This window comes from Vibrio crassostreae 9ZC13 (assembly GCF_000272045.2).
Classification (GTDB): Bacteria; Pseudomonadota; Gammaproteobacteria; order Enterobacterales; family Vibrionaceae; genus Vibrio; species Vibrio crassostreae_C.
On the sequence record NZ_AJYZ02000019.1, the window covers coordinates 651246 to 672222 of the forward strand.

At 42.8% G+C, this 20977-nt stretch carries 15 protein-coding genes and 2 pseudogenes; 9 read left to right on the forward strand and 8 right to left on the reverse strand.

Annotated elements, in window-relative coordinates:
- The coding region (locus A136_RS04260) for a VolA/Pla-1 family phospholipase (RefSeq protein ID WP_017064609.1) at positions 1-1242 on the forward strand (1242 nt) is incomplete at its 5' end.
- 223 nt (positions 1243-1465) lie between these two features.
- Complete coding sequence (locus A136_RS04265) at positions 1466-2023, forward strand: PhnA domain-containing protein (protein WP_017060062.1); 558 nt, start codon at positions 1466-1468, stop codon at positions 2021-2023.
- Between the two features lie 83 nt (positions 2024-2106).
- Here A136_RS04265 and A136_RS04270 read toward each other — a convergent pair whose 3' ends face one another.
- The 8 genes from A136_RS04270 to aspT all read right to left on the reverse strand — a co-directional run bounded on the left by A136_RS04270 (position 2107) and on the right by aspT (position 12111).
- On the reverse strand, positions 2107-3258 hold the full coding sequence (locus tag A136_RS04270) for a BamA/TamA family outer membrane protein (protein WP_017064610.1): 1152 nt from the start codon (positions 3256-3258) through the stop codon (positions 2107-2109).
- Between the two features lie 261 nt (positions 3259-3519).
- Entirely contained in the window at positions 3520-4425 is a 906-nt protein-coding gene (locus A136_RS04275; RefSeq protein ID WP_017064611.1) for a LysR family transcriptional regulator, read from the reverse strand.
- Between the two features lie 159 nt (positions 4426-4584).
- Entirely contained in the window at positions 4585-5010 is a 426-nt protein-coding gene (locus tag A136_RS04280; RefSeq protein ID WP_017064612.1) for a hypothetical protein, read from the reverse strand.
- Positions 5011-5027: 17 nt separating this feature from the next.
- Positions 5028-6200: a patatin-like phospholipase family protein gene (locus A136_RS04285; RefSeq protein WP_017064613.1), complete on the reverse strand. Its 1173-nt coding sequence runs from the start codon at positions 6198-6200 to the stop codon at positions 5028-5030.
- Positions 6201-6413: 213 nt separating this feature from the next.
- Positions 6414-7271, reverse strand: coding sequence for a pyridoxal kinase PdxY (gene pdxY / locus A136_RS04290; protein WP_017064614.1), 858 nt, complete (start codon positions 7269-7271; stop codon positions 6414-6416).
- Between the two features lie 98 nt (positions 7272-7369).
- Positions 7370-8578 carry a sodium/glutamate symporter gene (gene gltS, locus A136_RS04295; RefSeq protein ID WP_017064615.1) on the reverse strand — a complete coding sequence of 403 codons (1209 nt, stop codon included), beginning with the start codon at positions 8576-8578 and terminating at the stop codon, positions 7370-7372.
- A gap of 70 nt (positions 8579-8648) precedes the next feature.
- Positions 8649-10244, reverse strand: coding sequence for a bifunctional aspartate transaminase/aspartate 4-decarboxylase (locus tag A136_RS04300; RefSeq protein WP_017064616.1), 1596 nt, complete (start codon positions 10242-10244; stop codon positions 8649-8651).
- A 151-nt stretch (positions 10245-10395) separates the two neighbouring features.
- Positions 10396-12111 carry an aspartate-alanine antiporter gene (aspT, locus tag A136_RS04305; protein WP_017064617.1) on the reverse strand — a complete coding sequence of 572 codons (1716 nt, stop codon included), beginning with the start codon at positions 12109-12111 and terminating at the stop codon, positions 10396-10398.
- Positions 12112-12582: 471 nt separating this feature from the next.
- Between aspT and A136_RS04310 the strand changes: the two genes are divergently transcribed.
- The 7 genes and pseudogenes from A136_RS04310 to A136_RS04335 all read left to right on the forward strand — a co-directional run bounded on the left by A136_RS04310 (position 12583) and on the right by A136_RS04335 (position 20916).
- Entirely contained in the window at positions 12583-12795 is a 213-nt protein-coding gene (locus A136_RS04310; protein WP_017059802.1) for a DUF1656 domain-containing protein, read from the forward strand.
- A 10-nt stretch (positions 12796-12805) separates the two neighbouring features.
- Positions 12806-13672, forward strand: a complete 867-nt coding sequence (locus tag A136_RS04315) for an HlyD family secretion protein (RefSeq protein ID WP_017059803.1) — start codon at positions 12806-12808, stop codon at positions 13670-13672.
- 9 nt (positions 13673-13681) lie between these two features.
- Positions 13682-15037 (forward strand): FUSC family protein, encoded by a 1356-nt coding sequence (locus tag A136_RS04320; RefSeq protein ID WP_017064618.1) that lies wholly within the window; start codon positions 13682-13684, stop codon positions 15035-15037.
- A gap of 326 nt (positions 15038-15363) precedes the next feature.
- A complete protein-coding gene (locus A136_RS04325; RefSeq protein ID WP_017064619.1) occupies positions 15364-17022 on the forward strand; it encodes a hypothetical protein in 1659 nt (552 codons plus the stop codon).
- 369 nt (positions 17023-17391) lie between these two features.
- Positions 17392-18445 (forward strand): annotated as a pseudogene (locus A136_RS23220) (carboxylesterase family protein); the annotation flags it as partial.
- 278 nt (positions 18446-18723) lie between these two features.
- Positions 18724-19374: pseudogene (locus A136_RS23225) on the forward strand (carboxylesterase family protein); the annotation flags it as partial.
- A gap of 84 nt (positions 19375-19458) precedes the next feature.
- On the forward strand, positions 19459-20916 hold the full coding sequence (locus tag A136_RS04335) for a phospholipase D family protein (protein WP_029235238.1): 1458 nt from the start codon (positions 19459-19461) through the stop codon (positions 20914-20916).
- The last annotated feature ends 61 nt before the right edge of the window (positions 20917-20977 follow it).

The window sequence follows — 20977 nt, forward strand, 5'->3', positions numbered from 1 at the left end:
TTAGCGACAAGCCAAACAGAACAACTTAAACTGGTAGGTTTGAACCTTACACTAGCTGATGGCTCTTCGCTTGATAGCGAAAGAGTTATTACGAAATACTCTCCTGTTCCTCAAGTTAAGTCATTAGAAAATGTAGAGTTCTTGTTATTTACTAAGAATGGGGCAACACCAAAAAACGTTGTTATCTATCAACATGGTATTACCTCTGCTAAAGAGAATGCTTATGCGTTTGCTTATAACTTAGTGGGCGATGATACAGCGGTTCTAGCAATAGATTTACCAATCCACGGTACACGTAGTCTAGATGATACACGCTCAGCAAATGCAAACGTCTTAGCTTATTTAAACCTAACTAACTTGCCAGTAGCGCGCGATAACGTTCGACAAAGTGCGTTAGATGTAATGGGCTTGAGAGCTTCGTTAACCGCTTCTTTGCAAGCTGGTTTACTTGCTAGTTCACCTTTGAGTGCATTTAATCTAAATACAGGTTCACAGGTTAAATTTTTAGGTCACTCTTTGGGCGGTATTGTTGGAACGACTGCTGTTGCTGCCTCTAACCGTACGTTAGGTAGTCCAACGGCTGATGCTCTGTATTCGTTTAGTTCGGCAGCTTTTGAAAACTCTGGCGGTCAAATATCTAACCTTCTACTCGGTTCTACAGAGTTTGGTCCTCAGGTTAAACACAATGTTGCGTTGAGCGCTTCAACGGAATACGCGAGTTTCGCAAGTGCTACCTGTGCCAGCTTATCAGACAAACTCTGCTACGAAACGTTTGAAACTAATGCAACCACAGCCCAACTAGCAGTGATGACGGCTGCATTTCAGCAATTCGCGTATGCAGCTCAAACCGTGTTGGATACCATCGATCCGTTCACTAACGCTGATCACCTGTTAAGCTCTGGTTCACCTGTACTACCTATTTATATTGGGCAAGTTCAAGGCGATGATACAGTACCTAACTCTGTAGCAAGCGCTCCATTCGCGGGAACAACACCGTTGGCAACCAAGCTTAACCTAACTGTTGTTGATTCAAGTAGTGCGACACCTAGCAGTGCCGGAACTAACGAATTTGTGAAATTTAACAATGTTGCAGCGCACAGTACCTTTGTTATCCCACAAGACGATACAACACCATTACCTTTAGATTCCGCTCACCATGCAGAAATGCAGGCACAAGCAAAAGATTTCTTGGTAAACAACAAATTGAGTACAGTGTCCAACGCAGCCTCTGTATTGGAATAATAACGAGCTCTAAATGAAACTAAATGCCAGCCTAACCGCTGGCATTTTTGTCTCTGTCGTTCGAACAAGTCCCCTAGTTGACCGTTTGCATAAAACTTTAAAACACAAATGGTTGATCTCAGCTAAAATTAATCAAGACAGAATACCGTACGACCTCTTTCTTTATTGTAAATAAAGTGGATAATAGCCCCGTAATTTAATACCTAATAAATGTGAGTCCATTATGTCTTCTGAAGCTACTATGCTAGAACGCTGCCAATCTAAATGTGAACTATGTGGTTCTGATTCTTCTCTTACTGCATACGCAGTGCCGCCACACAGCCACGTAACAGTGGATCACGGCATCATGGTATGTGACAAATGTCTTGGTGAGATTGACGATCCTAAAGATATCAACCACTGGCGTTGTCTGACTGACAGCATGTGGAGCCAGGAAGCGCCAGTTCAAGTAACGGCATGGCGTCAACTTACTCGTCTGAACACAGAAAGCTGGGCTCAGGACGCGCTAGACATGATGTACCTTGAAGAAGAAACATCAGTTTGGGCACAAATCGGCATGTCTGCTGATGACAAGCCTCTTGATGTGAATGGCGTTGAACTTAAGAAAGGTGACGACGTAACAGTAATCAAAGACCTGCCAATCAAAGGTACTAACCAAGTGATTAAGCAAGGTACTGTTATTCGTGGTATCAGCGTTGGTGACGATCCTAAGCTTGTTTCTGGTAAAACAAACGGCGGTCAATCAATGTACGTAATCGCTGAGTTCTGCCGTAAGAAGTAATCTTACTGTAAGAAAGTGATAGAAAACGAAAAGGCGCTAATTAGCGCCTTTTTTCTTGGAAAAATTTAACCTATTCCGTTGTTCTAGAAACCACTGCCTACGTTAAAGTAGATAGCGCGTTCTTCATGGCTTTGCGCATAATCCATCCCAAGGTGCAAACCGTAACGTCTCGCGATTTGGTATCGAAAGCCGACACCTCCGGCATTGACGGTACTGTCGTGGCTTATGCCGTTATCTTGCTTTGCAACCCCTGAACCGTAAAACCCAGACACCTTCCAACGATGAGTGATGCTATACGTCAATTGGCCTTGGATTGTTTCAATCTCATCTCCTTGGTACCGATAAGATGACACCCCGCGTAACGACACGTACGGTTTCGCTGTGGGTGATACAAACAGGTCTTGCTGTTCGAAGCTTTGATAATTTGCAGCCAAGCCTAACGTCCATTTATTGGTAATTGGGATATAGGCTTCGCCATCTATGTTCAAATTTCGGTAATTGTAATCACTGCCAATCGCATCGTCGTACACCATGTAATCTGCAGACAATTTGTAACCTTTGGTTGGATAAAATAAATTATCTCTTGTGTCATATTCAGCCTCCAACCCTAAACCAGAAGTAACCGATTCGTTACCCAAAATTCGGTCTAAAACCATGTTATCAAATTCAATCTCAGACTTAGCTAATAACTGCTTTATTCCCAACATCCAAGGCGTATGCCCAATCCGGAACTGCACCTTTTGTGAAAGTACGGCTACCGAAGTTGACGTGCCTATTCTAAGGTCATGATCTATGGGGCCCCAGTTGATTGATGTGTACAAATCCAAATTCGCAACACCAAAGCCGCCGCCTCCTGTGTAACGAATGGAATCATTCATCCAAGATCGTCTATGGCCACCAAATACAAACCAAGTTTCGTTCTCTGTCCCTACTGCGCCCACTACTGACATTGCTGAGGGTACTAACTGCGCACCACCATCTATGGCAGAAAGAGCAGCTTGCTTTCTTTGTCGCTTTTCCTCATCCGTCTCATGTAAAAACAAACCAGCCACACCGCCGCCGTACCCCACCGCAGGCTCGGTAATCAAAATTGGGATAGGCAAAAAGCCATATGCGTTTTCCGCAAGGTGATGCCCCATATCAAATTGACCATCAACAGGATCATAAAACGATGCGAAAGAAGATGTTGTAAATAAAAAGCAGGAAAAAAGAGCAAAGCCGCCGCAGCGATTCATAAGATTGGCCTCAATAAAAAAGGCCGGGTAATAAAACCCGGCCGAAAGTTTGCTTCCTTGCAATAAACATAGAAATTAAACACTTATTGCCAATAAAGGGTTCCTTAATCGACAAGGTTAGAATAGGTCAAACTGTGGTATTGCCCTACTCTCATATGGAGGATCTAGCCCTACAAAATCAAATCATTCTAAAGATGACAAATACGAAAAAGGCTCATATAAATGAGCCTCTGTGAACAAGTAAACTGTGTTATTGGTTCATTAATCTCGCTTTAGCAATCGCTCTACGTTTTCTTTGATAACTGATAATACTGATGACTTAACTTCGCTAATTTGTTTAGAATGAGGGCACCATAGTGCAAAGCCAAATTTAAATCCTTGTTCCATTTCAGACGATTGTATAGGTTCGATGTCGTAATGCGAAAATTCAGAATGAGCGAACGTTTTTGGTAGAAGTGCCCATCCTAGACCTGCTTCAACCATTTTGATAACTAGCGCTAATTGGTCGACTTCTTCATTGTCAGAACTAACGGTTATTTTTTCGGACATTCCTTCTTCAATGAAGGATTTTAAGACAAACTGCTTCGCATTTCTTAGCGCTAAAAGTACATCTTCTTTTGCCAAAGATGAAAACTCACCATTTTTTTGAACGAAAGGAAAAAATTCTATATGGCCTAAAAAGTTGGCATCAAAACTGTGTATTCCACGACTGTCATGCACGTTGACCAATCCAAAATGATACTCACCGCTCTGAAGGCCTTGCTTAATGTCTTTTTTATTTCGTACAAGAAAATTCACTCGCATCATCGGGAAATCACGACGCAACTTCTTTCGAATATCCACAAGGATTTGATGAGGTATCACACTTGAATAAGCAAAAGTAATGTTTTCCAAACCGCCATAAGACAAGCTCAAGGCTACCTTGTCGAAAGTGCGTGCCTGTTCAATCGTTTGCTTAGCGTAGTGGTAAAGAAGATGACCATCTTCTGTCGGCTTTACAGAGCGTCCAACCCTTTCAAATAGGCTTACCGCGAGTTGGTCTTCAAGGTTAGTTATAACCTGCCCGATTGTCGTTCTGTGCTTGTTAAGCTTGACTGCTGCCTTGCTGAAAGAGAGTTGGTCATAAACGGTAACGAACGCGAGAAGTTGTTCAATGCTGAAATTCATGTTGTTGTGCTTACTTTTAATCGTTATGTATTTAAATTATCACAGGTTGGCGAAATATCTACTTTGTCAGAATAATATTAGTGAAAATAATTCGTCAATTTGAAACAAAAAAAACCTACTTAAGCTAGTAGGTTTTATCGTTGATGTCAAACGAATAACTTAAATGTATTCGATAACTCGAGCTAGATAGTTAAAGTCCCCAGAATCACCGTGGTAATTACGGTAAACATCGACACTGAAATATCTAGGTTGGTCCACTTGAATATGCTCAGCAATTCGCTGCTCGATGGATTCTAGAGTTTCACCTGTTTGCGAGTAAATGTATTTCTTGGTGGTCTTTTGAAGCTGGCGTTCTTTAGCTTCTTTGTGTGTGACGTAATTGTTCACGTCAACCCATTGACCAATGTAGTCAATCTCCACGTAGTCTGAATTTTCTTCAACCATGAACAACGCCGCTTCTTGTTGAACGTCGGCCAGTTGTAGCATGTCGTTATCGACTTTTTGCTGTTCCATTGAGGTCACATTTTGTGCTATGGCAGCGCTAGACGTTGCCATGATAAGTAGCGCTAAAGCTGTTTTATTCATTTTACGATATCCCTAAATTAAGGTAATTCTGTTACCCAAGGTTTGCCCTGAGTTGCTTTGTGATAACCATATTCGTATATGGTTAATAAATAGTGTTCATCAAACATGTCTTTGGTTCGTTTGGCGTAACCAAAGTCGTGCTCGATGTAAGTAAATTGCATATCAATGTTGTTGATTTCACAGATGTATTTCATTCGATATAAATCACCACGTGTTTGAGCAAGAGTCAGGCTTGATACGCTCTTTGCTACTAAATCTAGACCCTTATCTCTCAGCGAGTGGTACGGCGCTTTCAGTGCTCCATTTCGAATAACATCGAGCTGTGGTGGTTTTTCTAACCCAAGAGCATCTGAGATCTGCTGATAGTCGAAGTTAGATGGATTGAAAAATACTTGAGCGGCTAAACCACCATCGACGTGAAGTTCTTCATAACTTTTACCTTCGTACTTCACATTGATAAACTGCGGTGGGAAGACTCCAGGAATAGAAGCACTTGCTGCTAAAACCTTATATATAAGTTCAGACTTATCTGGCATGTCACTATTTGCAATTGCGCCCACATTCCAAATGACAAGCTCTCCAGAATCAAAGTGTGTGCTACCAATAAACAAACGCTTACCGTTGCGGTGTCGCGCAGCAATTTGCTCGATCATCGGTTCAGGGAACGCCTGAGCGATAAATTGATTCAAGTTTTTACCGTCAGTAAAAGCATCTTTAAACACGGTGTTTAAAAAGTTCTTTTTGCCGAGCACTGATTTGTCATTGATGTTTAACATCACCTCCTTCATCTTCGGAAATGCATCTCCGCCGATGAATACAAATGGTGCTATTAGCGCTCCTGCACTGATGCCAGTAACTATTGAGTAGTCTTTCAATTGGCCAGATTCTTCCAGCCCTATCAAAATACCGGCTCCAAAGGCTCCGTTCGCGCCGCCTCCTGACAAAGCTAAGATATTTAGTTGCTCACCTGACACTTTAATTGGCGTTGTTTGATCGATTGGAGAGTATAAGAAGTCTGGGTTCTCACTCGCCCACATACGCAATGGCTCTTTTACTGATATCGCTTCTTCTACAACCACTTCTTTGTAATTGTCTTTGTGTACGCGTACATCCAACGTGTGGGGTGAGCTACATGCCACTACAAGTAATGACAAAGCAACGGTAAAACCCGAGGAAATTAGACGGTTCATAATTAGGCTCATTTAATGTTCTCTAAAATGATTCAGATACTCTGTTTAATCAAAAGAACAGCTATAAACAGAGAAGTTAATAAATAGGGATAAAGTGAAGTCCGTCTCTTTCTGGGAGTAATATAGCTAGGTTTAGTCTTAGCTCGTAATCTCGTTTGTAGGATGCGACCCATCGAATAGGTACACCCTCCACCACTATCGGAGTTAAACGCTCTACCCGATTTTGACCACGTTGAAATCGTGGGTAGGCTCTACAAATTCATATTGTGCATTGATTGTTTGTAGCTCCCAAGTGCCATAGCTTTTAGTTAGCTCCAACACACCATAGACCGCGTTATTTGCATGTCGGAATGCAGCTACGGGAGACATTCTCTTTATTAACCCTGCGGTAAACAGGCCAGAGATAAGGTCACCGACACCAACCGGTTGTTGAGCAAATTCAATGTTCGGTCGTTGGGCTAAATAACATGCCTTTTTCGTTGCTAAAATCATACTGAACGCGTCATCGGGTAATGAGTGAAGATGCTTCACGAGCACCATCTTTGGACCAAGCTCCAATGCTTTCTTACATGCTGTAACCGCGTCATAAAGGGAGAGGATTTTAATGCCGGTCAATTCACTTAGTTCAAATTGGTTTGGCACTATAACATCGGCAATAGGAAGCAAGTGTTTAGTAATGGCGGTTCTAACGCCATCCTCAACGATACAACCTTTATCTGGGTCACCCATTACAGGGTCACAAACATAGAGTGCACTGTGGTTCTTTTCTTTAACTAAATTAACCGACTCGGCAACCGCTTTACATTGGTCTGCGCTTCCCTGATAACCCGATAGGATCGCACCACAGTCTTTCAGTACGTTGATGTTGTCTAAGCCTCGAATCAAGTTTCGAATATCATCTGAGCCGAATGTTTGCCCGGTCCAACCTTGTTGATATTGAGTGTGATTAGAGAACTGAACAGTGTGGATTGGCCACACATCGAGTCCCATTCTTTGGATTGGAAAAACCGCAGAACTGTTTCCTGCATGCCCGTAAACCACATGAGACTGAATTGAAATTACACCTTTCAAACCGTCACTCCTCTTCTGAATATAGTTTTTGATGTCTTGAGTAAATTTTAAAGTCAAAGTACTGAACTTTGGTAATCCCCTTTGATGGGGAAGATCCATCAAGACATGAAATGTAAGAATGTCTCTATAACGATTAGGTTTGAGAGATCGATAAAGAACGCACCAATTAACGGCACGATAAAATACGCTTGTGGCGATGGGCCGTAGTAACCCGTGATACCATTCATATTGAGCATGGCTGTCGGTGTCGCACCCAAACCAAAGCCCGCATGACCACTTGCCATCACCGCGGCATCATAATTTTTACCGAGTAGCTTATAGGTAACGGACGTAACAAACACAATAGTAAACAATGTTTGAATCGTTAGGATAACCACCAGCGACAACGCCATATCAAACAGCTGCCAAAGTTTGATTTCAAGCAATGCCATAGATAAGAAGACACTTAGGGCAATTGAGCTTAAACGTGCCACTTCGACCATCGCAATCTTGGCAGGTTTGCTCTCGCTAAATAGTGTTGAGAATAGTGCACCAACAAATAACGCATAGACGAAATTTGGCACCATGTTCAGCCAATGCACATCGAGCACAAGCACTAGACTATGTAGCATTTGGCTGAGCTCAACACAGCATGCTAAAAGAACAACGCTTCCGATGCCATGTAGTACATTGCCCTTAGTCGGCATGTGATGGGCCTTTTTGTGTTCCACATCTGCTGCATGTACGTTCGGTGTTGAAATTTGATTTTTTTCAACCAAATACGTGCCTAAAGGCGCTCCGATAATACCGCCAATCACAAGACCAAAAGTGGCACAGGCCATCGCGATTTCGAGTGCATTATCGACACCAAAATGGTCATGAAACATCGACGCCCATGCAGCACCTGTCCCATGCCCACCTGATAGGGTGATAGAGCCCGTCATCAGTCCTAGCTTAGGATCCAGCCCTAAGAACGAGGCTGCAGCGACACCAATAGCGTCCTGAAAAATAATATAAACAACGGCGATTCCGAGAAAGACAACGAACAAGCGTCCACCTTGGAATAGCTGCTTGATATTTGCGCTTAAACCAATGCCTGCGAAAAACATCAGCATCAACGTCTCTTTATAAGGAAGTTCAAATTCGAACTCCATTCCCATGCGATATAAGCAAGTAGTAATTAAGGCTGCGATGCACCCACCAATCACCGGCCCTGGGATATGATATTTACTTAATATTGGTGTGTTTTTTTTGGTTACCTCACCAAACAACAACATCAAGAGTGCCAAAATGGCAGATTCAACGGCATTTACAGAAATTACATTCATTATCACGACCTAAACAACCGAATAAAAAAGCCCCGACTTGACGGGGCTTATATTTTCTAGCAACTACGAATTACGCAGAGAACTCTTGGAAGTACTCATCCAACACAGTGCGTGTTGCACGGCCGATTAGCTCGTACTCGTGGTGAGTAAGGTTCGCTAGTGATACACGTACTGATGCGTGTACTGTGTCGAAACCTTTACCAGGTAGTAAGATTACGCCGGTTTCGTGAGCAAGACGGAATAGGAAGTCTTTACCTTTCTCGTTAGCTTTGAACCAGTCGACAAACTCTTGACCGTAAAGTTTGCCACCTAGCGTGTCTAGCTCTAGTAGTGTGTAGTAATCCACACGGTCTTTGTTCTCTTCGATTGCTACACCCATGTTTTTGTAAAGCGTTGTGTAGCGCTCACGGATGATGCGTTTACAAGCGGCTTTGTAGCGACCTTCTGAGTCCATTAGACAAGTTAGAGCAAACATCGCCATTTGCACTTGTTGCGGTAGAGATAGACCGGCAGTGTGATTCAAGGCTACGCTACGGCTATCCGCAACGATGCGGTCGATGAACTTAATGTCACGTGGCTCTGGAGTCAGTGTTTTGTAACGGTCATCCAATTGGCACTGTTTTTCTTCGCTGAAAGAACTTAGTGCGTCATCAAATACGTTTTTGTGTTGGATACCAATGGTACCTAAACGCCAGCCTGTTGCGCCAAAGTACTTAGAGAACGAGTAAACACAAAGTGTGTTGTATGGTAGTTTTGCAAATAGAGAAACGAAGTCATCGGCAAATGTACCATATACGTCATCAGTGATGATGAATAGGTCACTGCGTTGCTCATTCACAAAGTTTGTTAGGTTCTCTAGAGTCTCGTCAGAGAATTTCACTGATGCTGGATTAGCAGGGTTAACGACGCAAAGTAGTTTGATGTCTGTATCTGCCAGTTTCTCGATTTCAGACATTGGAAGCTGCCAAGTGGTCTCATCAAGACGCAGTTCAACGATCTCTAGTTCGTACTCAGAAAGCTCTGGGATTTCTAGGTAAGGGGTAAAGATTGGCGTGATTAGCGCAACTTTGTCACCTTTTTTCAATAGACCATTGTTGAACATGGTTGCGAACGTGTACGTCATTGACGCAGTGCCGCCTTCTGTTGCGAACAGGTCAAAGTTAGTCGTCATTGGCATTGGGCCGTACATCTCTTCTGCGATGTATTGTTTAACCACTTTCTCGATGTTCACTAGCATACGTGGTGGCACTGGGTAGTTACACGCAAGGTAAGCCAGTACTAGCTCGTTTAGGAACGCTTGTTTTTCGATGCCTAGACGGTCTTTTGCGTAGCTTAGTGCACGACGTAGGAAATCAACGCCTTTGTCTGTTGCATATTGGCTTGCGAACGTGTCGAAACGCTCAACGATGCCGACGCCATCAGGGATACCACCGAAATCACCACCGAGGTAAGCGTAGTTACGTTCCGCTTCCATTACTGCAAATTCACCCAAACGAATAAATGCTTTACGTGGCAATGTTGCTAAGAAGTTTGGATTACCACGACCTGCGTCTAGTAAAGCACGGTCTGGCACTGCTTGCGCCACTTCAATTAATTTGTCTTTTAATTCAAATGGGCTTAAATCAGCGAATTTTGAAAAGTCGATATTTGTATTTTGTGTAGTCATAATATTTACCTAATAATTTAATATTAAACACTTGTAATTAAATAAAGTATTTTACTTAAGCGTGATTATTCAGGCCTACCCTATTTTTGATTGGGTAGGTCTGTTAATAAGTTGATGATTTTTTAAATCTATAATGAGTTGTAGGTTTTAATTACATACCCGCATTAACGGTAATAATGCCGACGATAATTGGGCCCCATAGAGTCAGTAACACGTTGGCTACGGCGTAAGTCACAGTAAAAGAGAATACTGGCGTTGCGTTGCCTGTTTTTTCCATCAATGCAGCGAACGCTGGGTTTGCACTTCGACCACCGGTTACACAACCTAACGCTTCTACCGGATTCTTTATCTTCAATACAAAGTACGAGAAGAAGAATGAAATAATCTGTGGAATGATGGTTACCGCAACACCCAAGAATAGTAGGCTCATACCGTGTTCTTTGATGGTGTCTACCGCTTGAGGGCCCGCTTGGAGGCCAACAATGCCTACAAATGCTGCTAGACCGAAGTCGCGAATAAAGCTTGCTGCTGATTTTGGGAATTGCGCCACATGTGGGTTACGGCTGCGTAACCAACCAACAATCAGACCTGACACTAGACAGCCTGCACCAGAGCCGATAGTGACCGGAATACCTGCAATTTTGAAGTTGATTAGGCCAATCAAAAGACCCAATACCATACCCATGCCTAGTACAATGAAGTCAGTCATTGTTGCTGAGTTCATTGGCTTACCGATTGTACCTTGAACACGATTAATATCGCTTGGTGAGCCAGTTAATTGAATAACATCATTTTTCTTAACAACAAGGTCAGCGTGAACTGGGATTGATACACCTTCGCGAAGGTAGTCAGTCACATAAACACCACGGTAAGTGCCTTTGTTCGCTTCTGATTTGATTTGACCTAGTGTACGGCCAATCAGTTGTTTGTTGTCTGCGATAAGCTGACGGTTCTCTTCAATGACTTCGTACTCTTCTGGAAGCACAACTTCAGAGCCAACAGAGTCACCTTTCAACTGACCAATGGCTTTACGAGTACCTGTGATAACCAGAACATCGCCTTGTTGAAGCTTAGTAAATTTGTCTGCTTCAATCGCTTTGCCATCACGCTCGATAACTTCGATGCATGCGTCTATTGAATCTTGATTGATTTGGGCTAGTGTCAAACCATTCACTTTGCTCTCTGCTTTGATTTCAAAAGCGCGAGTCTCAAGTTTTGTCATCGCATTGAATTCACCAGCACCAAGCTCTGCATTACCATCTGAGTTCGCTTCTGCCATTTTGATTGCTTCAGCGCGGATATCCCACTTCATCAACGTTGGGAATACCCAAGTCACCATCAAGATTGGACCTAATGAACCAAAGATGTATGTTACAGCGTAACCTACAGCAACGTTAGTTTGCATCAGATGTTTGGCTTCTTCAGACACACCACCCAAACGGGCGATCGCATCGCCTGCAGTACCAATGATCGCAGACTGAGTTAAACCACCGGCAGCTAGGCCCGCAGCAGTACCTCTATCTAAGTCAAACAACCACGCAGCGGCAAGTACACACAATAAGCCTGAAACCGTCATAACAACCGCAGACAACAGAATGTTGATGGTTCTAAAGTTAAGCGCTTTAAAGAATTGTGCGCCGCCTTGATAACCCACAGCATAAATAAAGAGCGCAAAGAAAATACTTTTTACGCCGGGATCAATCTGAACACCAAATTGCCCAATAATTACGCCCATTAATAATGTTCCGGCCACACCGCCTAAAACAAATCGGCCGATAGTAATTTTACCAACCATATAACCCAATGAGAGTGTAATAAATAATGCGACAAATGGTGCCATGTCAAACAGATTAGAAATAATGTCCATGACAAATTTACTCTTGTTACTAAATATAAGGAGTAAATAATCTAACGAATAACTTAATAATGATATTTGTTGGATTATTCAAAATAAATAAAGCATCTCGTTGCTTCGAACCGAATATTAAGAACAAAAGGTTTTATTATGTAATCCCATTTGATGGATCAAATCATCACTTTAACTGTTCGCATAGTTTTTGAAGTGCAATTTACACCTTAAGTGATTGGTTTAAATAGATTTATCTTAAACCGGCAAAAGTAGATGATTTTCGAAATCAATTTCAATTAAGTGTTTCCACTTCAAGAACGACAACCTACCTACCGTTGTTTTACTGGCTTACGGCTCTCAACAAAGAGGCAGTTGGCATAATCACCGAATAAAGTTGGATTTTGATGGGTACGATCCTCTATAAGCGATTATCACAATAAATCGAACTCCGTTATCGTTGCATTCATCAAACAAATAGAGAACAGAACCATGAATACCATGCCGCATGAGCTTGTGTGGGATGAAGTCTACTTCCCACCGCTGTTATTGGTTATCGCACTGGCTTACATACTGACAATGCTAACAGGGTCAATCGCGACACGGTTTGGCCTTCATAAGTACGTCGCCTTTCCTGCAATAGCAGAACTGAGCTTGATCGTGATTTTTACTGGCGCTATCGGCCATTTTATTACCATTTTTTGAGGCACTTACTGTGATCAAACGTTATCTCATCACACTTTTATTATTGGCTGCTGCGGGAACTGTGGTTTATAGCTATTACCAGTCGTACTCAAGTAACCCATGGACCAGAGACGGACAAGTCAGCGCTTATATCGTCTCGATTACACCTCGAGTCACGGGTCAAGTCATTGAAGTGCATGTCGAAGACAACTCGAAGGTAAAAAAAGGCGATCTTCTTTTTGAGATCGATCCGAGTATTTACAAGGCGACCTACAGAAAAGCACTTGCGACTCAAAAACAAGCATTTGCCCTACTCGCCAAAGCCAAAAACGAAGAGCAACGCGCGTTGAATTTAGAGAAAAGAACGCCCGGTGCCGTGCCCGTGCTGACACTAAACAACTTGAACAACGCGGTAGAAACCAGCGCCGCAAATGTCGAACTGGCAAAAGCGAACGTAGAAGAAGCACATCTCAACCTTGAGTACACCAAGGTATATGCGCCTACTAACGGCTATATCACCAATCTGAACCTACGTGTTGGCTCTCAAGTTGTCGCGAATTCACCTGTGGTTGCGCTAATTGATGAAGATAGCTTCTGGATTGAAGGTTATTTCAAAGAGACTGATTTAGTCGGTGTCGATGCTCAGGACACTGCTTATGTGACCTTAATGATGCACAACAATGTTCAGCTAGAAGGACATATCAAAAGTATTGGTTTTGGTATCGCGAAGCAAGACGGCAGCACAGGTAATGATTTATTGCCAAACGTGAATCCAAACTTCCAATGGATACGCCTAGCTCAACGCATCCCTATCAAAGTGAAGTTAGACAAAATACCAGAAGACGTACAACTGCGTGTTGGTATGACTGCCTCGATCAAAATAATCAAAAATAGCTAGGTGATTCTTATGTTCACTGCATCGACTAAAGACGCGATTAAAGTCGCACTCTCTATCGTTATCGCAATCTGCCTAGCGTTGTGGTTTGGTTGGGAAAAACCGTATTGGGCTGCGATAGCCGTCGCAGTGATGGCATTGAACGAGAGCTTCGCCCATTCAATAAACAAAGGCCATAACCGGTTAATGGGAACCTTGTTAGGGACCGGTTATGCCTTTTTCCTCATTGCGATGTTTTCACAAGATCGATTTTTGTTTCTAACATTTCTTACCGTGTTCTTAGGCACTTGTATTTTCATGTCTAGTGACGAGAAATACGGCTACATCTTTTCAATAGGATTTACCGTGTGTTCGATTGTTGCTTGTATGGGCGGGTTTGATAACCAAACCACCTTTCACTTTGCTGTACTTAGACTTCAAGAAACACTATTAGGTGTTGTTGTGTTCTCTATTGTGTATCGCATCGTGTGGCCTGTGAATACTGAACTCAACTTTGTACAACGTTTCGAAACCAGTAAACAAGCGTTGTTAGATGCGATGGAAAAAACAGACAACATCGACATTGCCGCACTTGAAAGCAACACCGCGAATATTGATAAGCTGTATCAACTTTTAGATCTGCCACTGACCGGAAGCTACCACCTTAAAGAGAACATCCAAACATGGCGCTTGCGTATCGATGAAATGGCACATATCCAAGATACATTACTCAAACAAAGTAACAGCGAATCAGACTTAGATATCCAATGGGTAGTTCTTACTCACAACTTGAAGACGTTCGATGTATTAACACCAGAACAATCTCTTGTTGAGGGTGAACTCAATGTCATAGGTGATCATAAAGACGTGTCTTGGCATCATGCACATCGCACGTTTGTTGAACATTTGAATGAAGATGGGCGCAAAGTGCTGCAAGGCGTGTCGATGTTTATCACATCGCTGTTGGTTTGGATTTATCTTCCAGTTCCAGGTGGTTTCATATTTCCTATGTTAGCCGGTGTATTCTCTTCTATGGTGCCGACCATGCCACCAAGCGTTATTAAGGACGCTTTTTATGGTGTGTTGGGTACAGGGTCGGTGGTTCTGTTGCAATACATCTTTGTGATGCCATTAATGACAGAACTATGGGAGCTGGGACTATTCTACTTCCTTAACATTATGGTGATATGGAAAGTGTTCGCGACACCTAAGCTCATGGTACACCGAATATTGGGTATTAACTTATTAGTTGTTCTCACATCTGGTGCGCTCAACCTCACACCTGTTTATGGAATTGAAACGCCACTTTTGATGCTCGTAAACATTTTGATTATTCTGATGATAGCGAAGTTGTTTACTGATCTATTTAGAGTGAGGGTAACTGCTTAGAACTAAATGCGCTTAACAACTCACAACAAAACGGTCTGCCAAGTATTTTTACTTCACAGGCCGTTTTTTTATCTATTGAAAATCATTATAAATCAATTGATTAACGCTAATTATTACTAAGTGAGGATAGCGTCCATCAAAAGCGATTAACGCGATCTGCCACCTCCTCTTAAAATCCTCTCATTGATTGACGCAATGCATTTTTAGTCGCGACATTCACACTAGCAATCCTAACGGATAAATACATAACAACTGAACACGACGTTCAGTATTACATCGACTGTTTGAGTCTCGAAGGTTTGAGGCTACTCAGCGTGGGAACCGTCATGAGTTTTTTTGAAATACGCACCAGCGCCTGTAAGACCCATACTCTTTCTGTGTTAGCGTGCGCCCTATTACTTACCACCCCCAATTTTGCGTCTGCGGCACAAACCAATACTTACAGCGAAGTTATGGAAAAAGGTCGAGCACTATTTGACAAATATGGCATCAGTCATGATTTACCAAAGCTAGCAATCAGTTCGCTCGTACAGGGCGAACACCTAGTTGAACACGCACATCGAACCATACAAATTGGCGATGAGGTTCGTGACTCAAGCGTCTATCTGATAAAAAACACAGACAGCAAAGGCAACATCGACCTGCGCATCAAATACAACCCGCAAGAGCTGGATGAAAACGAAAAACTGATCGATGAAATTGAAGAGTTTACGCGCACTGAGTATCGACTAAGAAATTATGCAGAAAGCTTCGATCCATCGTCAGTGAAAGTCAATGAAAAAGACAACGGCGACGTGACCATTAGCTTCAACTATTCGAAATACGGCTTACCACAAGACATCGCCTATTTCCGTTTCTTGAATGTTGATATTGAACTTGTAGGCGGCACACCAAAACGCATGGTAATCACCAACGACAAGCCATTTAATCTTGGTAAGTCAAAAGTCGATACCTATTACCAAGTGATTGATTTCCAAACGTTAGACTCTGGTAAAGTCGTTATTGAACGTAAGACAACTAACATCGAGGGTACGTCTAAAACGAAACCGATGACCATGAGCGCTGTAACTGAACCCGTCGCAATTTATGAAGACGACAACGGCGTTAATGTCCTGCATGAAGAGCGTCTAAAAGAAGTTTCAGATCCTCGTATGCAAGAAGCGAGTGTTAAGTTAGATCGAGTATTCCCTTTAATGGGTGACATGGTGCGTCGTCAAGGTATCGATTTGCCATTACCATTCGGTGTTTCAGTGGCTTATCGCAATCAAGACATGAACCTTCCTATGACCGATTACGTCATTAGCGGTGTGCGCTTGAATGACCTATTCGACCCGGAAGACAGTGTTGCGACGGTCAAAGCGGAAAGTGTTTCGATACGCGGCGACGTAAATATCTTGCCATTCTGGAATGTATTCGGGTACGTAGGAAAGGTAAACGTTGATGCGAATATTGACGCCTCTTATACCGGCGCTGCGGGAGAATATCTACAAGATAAACTCAATAACAAATTACCTGGTCTAGGCGACAAACTGTGCGAGGGCGTATCAGCACTGTGTAACAGTGGGCGTTTAAATGTACCACTCCATCTCGAATATGACTTACGCGGTGCGGGTACAACATTATCTGTTGGTTACAAAGAGTTCTTTGCCTCAGTGACCGGCACCTATTCACAAACCCGTCTGAAAGGGATGGATGATTGGGGTGACGGCATTGTCACGATTCAGCCAATGTTGGGCTACCAATTAGTTGATTATCGCGCTCAATTCTTCGTTGGTGCTGAATACCAAGGTTTAGATTCACGTATGCAAGGTACTGTAAAGACAGACGATATTGAGTTTGATTACGACGTTGGTGTCGACATTAACCAGTGGGCATTTTTAACCGGAGTCAACAAACAGATTGGCAAGCATTACAACATGACCGTGTTGTACAACAAAGGTGAAACTCGTTCGGCTGTGACATTGAACCTTGGCTATCGATTCTAACGGTCAAACCATCGCTCTATTGTGAATATAGATTCGTTAGAGCGATATTTTCATACGAGCCTCTGAAGCTCAGTCGTCCAGCAAGATGACAACTCAAATATATGCCATGTCGATGCTCCATAGATGGAGCGCAATACCCAATGGAACTGCAGGATTGTCGATACAAGTGCGTTTGATCGTAACTATACCGAATATTATTGTGGAAAATTAAATATGAATATTGCATACCGCTCACTTATCGCATTGTCTATTGCTACTGCCCTTATAGGCTGTGGCGACGATAGCCAACCAACGGTTCCTTTCCCTGATAAACCTGAACCTTTAATTCCAGCACCTTCAGAAACCTTTACCACTCAAATCGGCGATGTGATGATTACTGCGACCAAAGAAGAGCTGGTTGTTACATCTAATACCGAAGACGATAAACTGGCTTCTGTTGAGTCTTTTAAAGGCATTAAGTTTGCCGATGCAGAGCGTTTTGAGCACAGTGAAATGGTTGATCTTGGGAGTGACATTGATGCCACTTCGTTTGGTGATGCATGTCCTCAATTGAAGACCGTTTCACAGACACAATCTGAAGACTGTTTGAACCTGAACATTTGGCGCCCAGTAGGCGTAGATGCTGATGCAGACCTACCGGTTTATGTATTCATTCACGGTGGTGATTTCGAATACGGTTCTGGTGCAGAGCCGCTCATCCAAGGTGATACCGTGGTTGCTCAAGGAAGCGACGATGGTAAGCCTTTCATCTACGTAAGCTTCAACTACCGTCTTGGTCAGTTAGGTACTCAATGGATTAAAGGCGAGAACGAAGATGGAAACTATGGCCTAGGTGACCAAAAGCGTGCCTTGGAGTGGGTACACAATAATATCGCTGACTTCGGTGGTAACGCTCAAAACGTAACCGTTATGGGTCAAGGCTCAGGTGCTATGTCTATTGGTTTCTTACAGCAAGATCATGATATCGCAGGTCAATATTTCCAACGTGCAATCATGCAAAGCAACCCTTATGGGTTTGAGTATCCAAGCTATGAAGTTGCAAAAGATCGCAGTAAGGGTTTTACAGCAGACACTTCGCTTGACAAGATCATGGCGTCGCAAGAAACAGCTTTGGATGGTATTGAACAGCTAAAAAATTGGTTATTGAGTTCGCTATCGGTTTCAGTTTCTTATTTGGGTCAAGAGTTAGAAGTAGGCCCCAAATCAGGAAAGACCCCTATGCAAACACTGATGCCATTTGCTCCTTATCTAGGTTGTGAGTCACTTGCTACCACTGATGAGTCAGAGGCAATATGTATAGAACCATCTAAATCACCACTAAATTCTGATCTTTCTGTACAAACGATTTTGGGAAACAATGCTCATGAAGCAAATAGTTTTGGGATGTTGTTCAGTGTGACCTTTTTGATTCCAACTATCATTGACGAATTTCTTTCAACTGAAGCAATAAAAGGTAAGCGCTCAGAGGCCATTGCCTTAGATGCGTTGAAATGGCTAGATGATGAGCACAATCAAGATCGTTTATTGGCAAGAATAAATAACATGAGTTCTAAGGACGTTGCTGCAAATGAAGGTCTTTCACTCACTGCATATACAGCTGTTAGTGAACTATTTTGGGGGATGGATTCATCTGTTGATATAGGAGTTCTTACGCCAATTTGTCTAACTAAAGACGACCCAATAGAGGTAATCGAATGTATCGTAAAAAATGTAGATATTGAATTAAACGGCCATGAACAAACTAATAAAGTTTTAAACCTAACTGACTTTTTCCCTAATTCAGAATCTAGCTTAGGTGGCGCTTTTGACAACATGAAGCAATTTAAAACCCTGCTAAATGACACCTTGTTCAATGGCCCAGCTCGTTATATGGCAGCAAACAGCGAAGTAGAAGCAACGCTATACCACTTTGAGCACAAACCAAGCTTTAACATGTGGAACTATAAAACAGGTCTAAATGAAGAAACGGGCGAATACGACCAACTGTCAATCATTGATCTATTCAAAACGATTGGTTGCATCAGCGGTGCATGTAACGGTTCAGAACTGCCATTTATGTTCAACAAAGCTGTACGTTTTGATGGAAGCGAAGTAAATCCATCAAGCAAAGATAAAGCCCTTATGAACGAAATGTCGCGTCTTTGGTTTAGCGATGAATTGTTCCAGAGCTACCAGTACAGCGATGCTACCGACAATGTGCTTGTCATTGATGGTGCAGGATTCAGCGACAACAGCACTACCTTCGACTGGGACTATGTCACAAACCCAGGTGTTGATCCTAAGCTTCGTGAAGGTCGCTTAACGGGTCTAGCAGAGCAAGGTCTTATGCCTTGGGACTGGTACCTAAACTAAACATATTCAACACCCTTCCTACTTTAACGGCCAGCTCGCTGGCCGTTTCTATATCCAAATTTTATGTTTAAACGCAGGTTAGTTATGACACTTAGCAAACTAAAAACAGCATGCACAATAATGTTGATTGCTTTGGTCACAGGATGTGCCCAACCTTACCCCGATGTTGAACCTGACTTCGAAGCTAACTGGCAAAGCACAGAACATCAAGCCGAAGTCTATTTGATCCCGAGTGCGCCTGAAGCCTTTGCGCGCCGCATTGATCTGGTTCGCCAAGCAAAACACTCGATTGATATGACCTACTTCTCTTGGGAAAACGACACTCTGGGTTTGATGCTGTTAAACGAGCTAAAACACGCCGCTGATCGCGATGTGGCCGTGCGCCTCACACTGGATGACTTGTTGGTATTCAATGACAAATGGCTTGCGGAGTTGGACTCACACGCCAATATTGAGATTCGACTGTTCAACCCTTTTGAGTCACGTAAAGCTGGCTGGATTGGTCGTGCGCTCAACTTCTCTACTCATCAAAAACAGTTAGATAATCGACTGCATGAGAAATACTTTAACGTTGATCACCAATCGATGATCCTCGGTGGGCGCAACATCGGTGATGACTACTTTGGCTACAGCGAAAGTGCCAACTTCTTTGATATGGATGTGCTGTTTAAAGGCGACGTGATTGCTGCTTTCGACCGAAACTACCAAGCGTTGTGGAACAGTGAGCATGTAGTGCCAATTCAAGAACGCATTAAAATCAAAGAGAAAGAGCAATACCAAGCGTTCACCAAAGCGTTGAACAAAGGTGAAAAGAATCAAGCATTGATCACGTCTGAAGTCGAAAGGCAGATAAAGAGCTTAAACCAACCGAAGTTCATTTCAGCCTCTGTCACGCCGGTATTTGACTCACTGGAGAAACTCAATGACAACAAGCCCTACTTTCGCCAACGTATTGAACACTTGATGAAGCAAAAAGTACCGACACCTTCTAAGGTTATTATTTCTACGCCTTATATGGTGCCAAGCGATAACAAATTTGTATTCGTCGATGCACTTAGAGAGAGCGAAGCCGAAGTCACCTTACTGACGAATTCATCGGCTTCTAATGATTCGGGCTTTGTGCCTGCGTATTACGAAAAACACCGTGAGACTCTACTCGACAAGGGCGTAAGTATCTATGAGTACAAAAGCCAAGCGATCAATGATGATCACTACTTTCATGTTGATACCTACTACCACAACAAGACAGTAATTTTAGATGAGCGTGTCACCTATATTGGCTCTTCTAACTTCGATCCAAGATCAGACTTTCTCAACGTTGAGTTTGGGGTGTTGGTTGACAGTGAAGAGTTTGCGAAGCAAGTGACACACTACTTAACACGTCAGAAAGAGGAGTTGTTCTGGGCTGTGTCGCGAGAACAATCAGGTGACACCATCTGGGCTTCAGAGGAACAAATCCATACTAAGAACCCGAACTACAGTTCATGGAACAAGGTACCTGATTGGTTATTTCGAAAAATGAATGGCGAGTTCGAGCTTTAAGTGTTCAGCTTCGAATCTTAATTTTTAATTTTCTCCAGTCCAAATGTAAAAAAGCCGCGTA

What these genes read in the sequence shown, in the direction of transcription:
- A136_RS04320 (WP_017064618.1), top strand. Translation starts at nt 13,682, where the DNA reads ATGTTCACTGCATCGACTAAAGACGCGATTAAAGTCGCACTCTCTATC.
- A136_RS04335 (WP_029235238.1), top strand. Translation starts at nt 19,459, where the DNA reads ATGACACTTAGCAAACTAAAAACAGCATGCACAATAATGTTGATTGCT.
- A136_RS04265 (WP_017060062.1), top strand. Translation starts at nt 1,466, where the DNA reads ATGTCTTCTGAAGCTACTATGCTAGAACGCTGCCAATCTAAATGTGAA.
- A136_RS04325 (WP_017064619.1), top strand. Translation starts at nt 15,364, where the DNA reads ATGAGTTTTTTTGAAATACGCACCAGCGCCTGTAAGACCCATACTCTT.
- A136_RS04280 (WP_017064612.1), bottom strand. Translation starts at nt 5,010, where the DNA reads ATGAATAAAACAGCTTTAGCGCTACTTATCATGGCAACGTCTAGCGCT.
- A136_RS04270 (WP_017064610.1), bottom strand. Translation starts at nt 3,258, where the DNA reads ATGAATCGCTGCGGCGGCTTTGCTCTTTTTTCCTGCTTTTTATTTACA.
- A136_RS04275 (WP_017064611.1), bottom strand. Translation starts at nt 4,425, where the DNA reads ATGAATTTCAGCATTGAACAACTTCTCGCGTTCGTTACCGTTTATGAC.
- A136_RS04285 (WP_017064613.1), bottom strand. Translation starts at nt 6,200, where the DNA reads ATGAACCGTCTAATTTCCTCGGGTTTTACCGTTGCTTTGTCATTACTT.
- A136_RS04310 (WP_017059802.1), top strand. Translation starts at nt 12,583, where the DNA reads ATGAATACCATGCCGCATGAGCTTGTGTGGGATGAAGTCTACTTCCCA.
- gltS (WP_017064615.1), bottom strand. Translation starts at nt 8,578, where the DNA reads ATGAATGTAATTTCTGTAAATGCCGTTGAATCTGCCATTTTGGCACTC.
- A136_RS04300 (WP_017064616.1), bottom strand. Translation starts at nt 10,244, where the DNA reads ATGACTACACAAAATACAAATATCGACTTTTCAAAATTCGCTGATTTA.
- aspT (WP_017064617.1), bottom strand. Translation starts at nt 12,111, where the DNA reads ATGGACATTATTTCTAATCTGTTTGACATGGCACCATTTGTCGCATTA.